Source organism: Bacteroidales bacterium, assembly GCA_012519055.1.
GTDB lineage: Bacteria > Bacteroidota > Bacteroidia > Bacteroidales > Salinivirgaceae > JAAYQU01.
This window is the reverse complement of sequence record JAAYQU010000030.1, coordinates 1-6,401: the sequence shown is the minus strand read 5'-3', so window position 1 is coordinate 6,401 and position 6,401 is coordinate 1. Positions and strand designations below refer to the sequence as shown.

Sequence of the window (6,401 nt, the reverse complement as noted above, 5' to 3'; positions counted from 1 at the left end):
GTGTTCCTGCCTTTTGTAATCTGGTTGCTTTTACGAGACGGCTTTGCAGTTGACCCCGTTACAGGAAACGTTTTTATGCAGGCAAATAAATATCTGACTAACTTTTTAGAAATGCCGTTAGTTTTGGTAATTTTCCTTGTCGGAGTCTTGTTAGTTCTTTACGGAATTTACTTAGGTATTTTTAAACTCAGCGACAAAGCGTTTTGGTTTTCTGGTGGAGGAACTGTCCTAACTGTACTTACTCTGTTATTAATCGCAGGATACAACAACACAGCGTTTTATCCATCAACAACAGATTTGAACTACTCGCTAACGATTTACAATTCCTCGTCAAGTCCTTATACTCTAAAAGTAATGAGCTATGTATCGCTATTTATACCAGTGGTTATAGCTTATATTTGGGTTGCATGGAGAGCAATCAGTCGTAAGAAAATTGATTTGGAGGAGATAAATAACGAAGCAGAATTATACTAACGCTTAACATTATCATTATGACATATTTACCTGAAATAATAAACCTACTGTTGTGGCCCATACTCATTTTTGGAAGTTTGTATGTAATACAATGGTTTATTAAGAAAACAGAAGACAATTTGAAATAAAACTCAAAGTTGAGTTATTGGTTGAAAAGGTAATTGATTTAATCGGAATAAATTAAGTCAGTTACCTTTTTTACATTGTTAATTGTTCATTGTATATTGCTAATTGCTCCTCCAGAAGCTTGGCATCAAAATAATCATAAACGTAAACAGTTCAAGCCTGCCTACAATCATAAGGATACTTAGGGTAATCTTTCCAAATTCGGGAATATGAAAAAAGTTAGCAGCGGGTCCAACCGTGCCTATTCCGGGTCCGACACAACCCAAACATGCTGCAACAGAGCCTAATGATGTTTGCATATCTAACCCTAAAATTGACATAATTACATACCCTGCCGCAAAAATAGTAAGGTAAAGCATTATAAACATAATAACCGCTTGTGCCTGGTGATCGTGTACTGTTTTTTTATTGATTTTTACCGAAACCAAAGCATTTGGATGAATCAAGTTCGATACGTGCTTTCTTAAATATTTTAACACAACCAAATGTCGTATTACTTTTATCCCGCCTGATGTAGAGCCTACACAGCCTCCTACGAAAAGGAGTAAGAACAAAAGAATCCATGCCTGTGTGGGCCATTGTAGATAATCGGCTGTTGCATAGCCAGTTGTGGTGATTATTGATGCCACTTGAAAAAACGAATGGCGAAAAGAGTTTTCTAATCCCAAATTGTTTTTAAAAAACAGAACAAGGGTTATTGTCAGTGTAACAAAACCTATTATCAATAAATAAAATTTTAATTCCGAGTTGTTAAAAATACGTTTAAAATCGCCTTTAAAAAGAGAATAATACAAAGTAAAGTTAGCACCCGACAGTACCATAAATATCGCAATTGTGTATTGAATAAAGCTTGAATAGTTTGTAATACTTGCATTTTTAGTTGAAAAACCGCCCGTTCCAAGTGTTCCGAAGGCGTGACATAGGCTTTCGAACAAGTTCATGCCACCTATTAACAACAGCACAACAAGAATAGCTGTAATAGATATGTATATAATCCACAGTAACTTAGCAATATCAGTTGTACGTGGTTTTAGCTTTTGGTTTAACAAACCTGATGCTTCGAGTGAAAATATCTGATAACCAGATACTTTAAACATAGGGAATACTGCAATCACTAATACTATAATTCCCATTCCACCAATCCAGTGCGTTAAACTACGCCAAAAAAGCAGTGAATATGGCAGCGCTTCAATATCTGTTAAAATTGTACAGCCAGTTGTCGTAAATCCGGAAACAGATTCAAAGAAAGCATCAACAAAATTTGGAATATAACCTGAAATAAAAAAAGGCAAAGCTCCAATAACTCCTATATATAGCCATGCCACAGATACTATTAAATATCTATCGGGCATATTCACATTTTTTTTGCGGTGGCGTGTAAACAACACCATAACAATTCCCAGAACGATTGGCAATAGTGACGAAATCAGCAGGGGTTTAACCACGTGATACTCACCATAATAAACAACCCATGCAAAAGAAGTTGCCATAAATAAGCCAATTATTATGGCTATCTTCCCAAGAGCATTTATTATAAAGCCAAAGTTCATCGTAATCTGCAGTATCCAGCAGCTATCTGTATTGGTTTATTACTGTCTGCTTAATTTTTCCCACTCGTCTCTTAAAGATACTATTCTGTTGAAAACAAGGGAATTCTCTTTTGAATCATATCTGTCAGTAACGAAATAGCCCATTCGTTGGAATTGAACGTGTGTTTCAGGTTTAAGGTTACTATAAGCAGGCTCAATCTTGCAATTATTAATTATTTTAAGTGAATCGGGATTCATAAACTCCTTAAAGTCACGATCTTCGTGGCTATCGGGTGCAGGGTCTGAGAATAGTCGGTCGTAAAGTCTTACTTCTGCATCAATAGCGTGTGGGGCTGAAACCCAGTGAATTGTAGATTTAACTTTACGTTGGCTTGCTTCTGTTCCCGACCCACTGCGACTATCGGTATCGTAGGTGCAATGAATTTCAATTATTTCCCCATTGCTGTCTTTTACAATCTTTTCAGCCTTAATAATATACGCCGATTTTAATCTTACCTCATTTCCGATTGAGAGACGGAAGAACTTCTTAGGTGGATTTTCCATAAAATCGCCACGTTCGATGTACAACTCTCTGCTAAAAGGCATTTGGCGTGTGCCTGCGCTATCGTCTTCGGGATTGTTTTCTGTGGTCACATACTCGGTTTTACCTTCGGGATAATTGGTGATTATAACTTTCACAGGATCTAACACCGCCATAATTCTTGGAGCGGTTTTGTTCAAATCTTCGCGAACGCAAAACTCCAATAATCCGTAATCAATCACATTATCGCGCTTGGCAACACCAACCATTTCAGCAAAACGGCGTATAGAAGCCGGCGTATAACCACGGCGACGCATTCCTGTAATGGTCGGCATTCTGGGATCGTCCCAACCGTTAACGTGGTTATCTTTCACAAGCTCAAGCAGTTTGCGTTTGCTCATTACGGTGTAGCTGAGATTTAGGCGAGCAAACTCAATTTGTTGTGGTTTTTTTCGTCCCTCTTCGTAAACCTGTTCAAGAAACCACTCGTAAAGTGGGCGATGTATATCAAATTCCAAAGTACAAATAGAGTGTGTAATACCTTCGATATAGTCCGATTCTCCATGCGCCCAGTCGTACATTGGGTATATGCACCATTTATCTCCTGTTCTGTGATGTTCAGCATGAATAATTCTGTACATAATGGGGTCACGTAGCAACATGTTTGGCGACGCCATATCAATTCTTGCGCGTAGAACTCTACTACCAGCTTCAAACTCTCCATTTCGCATTCTTCTGAACAAATCAAGGTTTTCTTCGGGTGTACGTTTACGGAAAGGACTTTCAATGCCCGGTGTGGTCACTGTTCCCCGTTGGCGACTTATCTCTTCTGCTGACTGGTCGTCCACGTATGCTTTACCATCTTTAATCATCTGTTCTGCCCACTGGTAAAGTTGTTCAAAATAATCCGATGCATATAGAGGCTCGCCATGCCATTGAAATCCAAGCCAGCGAATATCTTCCATTATTGAGTTAACGTACTCGACGTCTTCTTTTTCGGGGTTTGTGTCGTCAAATCGAAGATTTGTTCTCCCGTTATATTTCTGAGCAAGTCCAAAGTTTAAACAAATAGATTTTGCGTGTCCGATGTGTAGGTAGCCATTGGGTTCAGGAGGAAAGCGGGTTACAACTTCTCCATTGTTTTTCCCGTTTCGTAGGTCTTCCTCAACTATCTGTTCAATAAAATTTAAGCTTTTCTTTTCGCTTGATGGTTGTTCGGTATTAGTATTCATCGCAATTATTGTTTAATTATATTTTCTACGCGTTAAAATTTATTTGTGCAAATGTATAAATTTATTAGTTTACATGCTTATTTTTGAAAATCCAATATAGGCTATTTAAATAAATTTTGACATAATAAACCAATAAAAAAATACGATATGGGCACAATTGAATTAGAAAAAATGGAGTTTTTCGCTTATCACGGGTGTTACAAAGAAGAAAAGGTTGTGGGCAACTACTTTCTAGTTGATTTAAAATTTAATACAGATTGTAATCCTGCAATTAGGTCTGATTCTCTATCTGATACGATAAATTATTTAGAAATCTACGAACTTATTAAAAAGGAGATGGAAATAAAATCAAATTTATTGGAAAATGTCGCAGGTCGTATTATTAACAGACTATATGCAGAGTTACCAGAAAGAATTTCAAACGTTACAGTTAAAATAAGAAAAATGAATCCACCGTTAGGGGGAAAAGTCGAAAGTGTAAGCGTTAGCCTTACCAGATAATGCAATTAGCAATTAGCAATTAGCAATTAACAATTAACAATTAACAATATAGTGGACTGATTATCAATTAATTGCCACAGCTTTCAAGTCGTGGATTAGATTGGTACACATATTTTTGGGTTTTAGCCCAAAAAAGGAATAGAACAGACACCTATATGTTTATAGTTTTGAACTCCAGCAACTAACTGCTGAATATAAATATTAAATAGCCTTGTACTTCAATTGTTCATTGCACATTGTTAATTGCTTTATTTTTAGAGTTTTATGATTAATAGACAAAACTCGTAAAAAATAACTGTTATTTTTGTTGCATTTCGGTTACGTTTTCGTTTCTTTTGTGTTAAATTTTATTGACATGGATCCGTACTATGTAACCATTCTCACAGTACTTTTTATTTTAGCCATTGTTGACATCTTTGTTGGCGTGGCAAATGATGCAACCAACTTTCTTAATTCGGCTATCGGCGCCAGAGTTACCAAAGGTTGGATAATAATGTTAATAGCCAGTTTAGGTGTCTTTTTTGGTGCAACATTTAGTAGCGGCATGATGGAGATCGCGAGGAGCGGTATCTTTAATCCCGATAAATTTATGTTTGCTGATATAATGGTAATATTTGTGGCGGTTATTATCGCCGACGTTTTACTGTTAGACGCATTCAATTCTTTAGGATTACCAATCTCTACCACTGTTTCTATTATATTCGAGTTGTTGGGCGGTGCCGTTGTAGTGGGATTGTTGGTAATGAGACAAAATCCCGAAGTTGCCGACACTGTTGGTCAGTTTATTAATACAAACAAAGCGTTAGCAATAATTACAGCTATTCCGCTTTCTGTTGTGATAGCGTTCGTTTTCGGAACAATAATGATGTTTTTGTCCAGAGTTTTATTCTCGTTCCGTTATAAAAAACAGTTAAAATATTTTGGAGGGATTTTCGGAGGATTGGCAATATCAGCCATTACCTATTTCATTATTCTAAAGGGACTTAAAGGAGCCTCGTTTGTTACTCCCGAAACTTTTGAGCTTGCAATGAAAAACACTGACAAAATCATGTTATTCTCTTTTGTTGGTTGGTCAATAATTTTGCAACTGCTATACGCTCTTTTCAAAATTGATCCTACAAAAATAGTGGTATTAATAGGAACATTTGCTTTGGCAATGGCGTTTGCGGGCAACGACCTGGTTAACTTTATTGGCGTCCCTATTGCAGGTTATGACTCCTTTTTACATTTCACGGCTTCAGGAGTCCCGGATACAGAGTTTTCAATGGAAATCCTTAAACAACCGTCACAAACACCCACGTGGATGCTTTTAATTGCGGGTGCAGTAATGGTTGTTACTTTGTGGACATCGAAAAAGGCTAAAGCTGTTATAGCCACTTCGTTAAACCTTAGCCGACAAGATGAGGGTGCCGAAAGGTTTTCTTCATTGGGATTTAGTCGCTTATTGGTAAGAGGTTCAATGAATATTTCAAACTTCTCTTCAAGATTAATCCCCACACGTGTAAGCAATTGGATTGAAAGCAGATTTGTTCCTTATATTGAAGAAGACATCCCTGAACACGAAAGACCAGTATTTGACTCTGTACGCGCCGCAGTGAACCTAACCGTGGCAAGTGCCTTAATTGCTCTTGGAACATCAATGCAACTGCCTCTATCAACAACATACGTTACTTTTATGGTTGCAATGGGAGCATCATTGGCTGACCGTGCGTGGGGGCGCGATAGCGCAGTTTATAGAATCACAGGTGTGTTTGTAGTTATAAGTGGTTGGTTTTTGACAGCACTTTTCGCATTTATAATGGCATTCTTAATTGCAGGTTTTATTTACTTAACACGTCCATACGGATTGTTTGTAATGCTTTTTATTACAGCTGTAGCTTTATATAAATCAGCAGCACGTACAAGAAGAAAACACAGAGAGGAACAACACAAGATAGAACAAGAAAAAGAGGAGCAAGCCCACTCGTTACATCAATGGGTTGAAAAAAGTAACGATTC

The 6,401-nt window shown here is 37.3% G+C and carries 5 protein-coding genes; 3 read left to right on the top strand and 2 right to left on the bottom strand.

The genetic code is table 11. The features are described 5' to 3' along the window. Positions 1 to 474 (top strand): cytochrome C oxidase assembly protein (locus tag GX311_05450; GenBank protein ID NLK15825.1); only part of this gene is annotated, 474 nt, incomplete at its 5' end. 227 nt (positions 475 to 701) lie between these two features. Here the strand turns inward: GX311_05450 and GX311_05445 are convergent. Together GX311_05445 and GX311_05440 are read right to left on the bottom strand one after the other, a co-directional pair. Continuing rightward, on the bottom strand, positions 702 to 2,150 hold the full coding sequence (locus GX311_05445; protein ID NLK15824.1) for a TrkH family potassium uptake protein: 1,449 nt from the start codon (positions 2,148 to 2,150) through the stop codon (positions 702 to 704). Positions 2,151 to 2,189: 39 nt separating this feature from the next. Further along, entirely contained in the window at positions 2,190 to 3,902 is a 1,713-nt protein-coding gene (locus GX311_05440) for a glutamine--tRNA ligase/YqeY domain fusion protein (GenBank protein NLK15823.1), read from the bottom strand. Between the two features lie 147 nt (positions 3,903 to 4,049). On the opposite strand from GX311_05440, the gene folB reads away from it, so the two are divergent. Continuing rightward, entirely contained in the window at positions 4,050 to 4,403 is a 354-nt protein-coding gene (gene folB, locus GX311_05435) for a dihydroneopterin aldolase (GenBank protein NLK15822.1), read from the top strand. Between the two features lie 355 nt (positions 4,404 to 4,758). Continuing rightward, positions 4,759 to 6,401 (top strand): hypothetical protein (locus tag GX311_05430; protein ID NLK15821.1); only part of this gene is annotated, 1,643 nt, incomplete at its 3' end.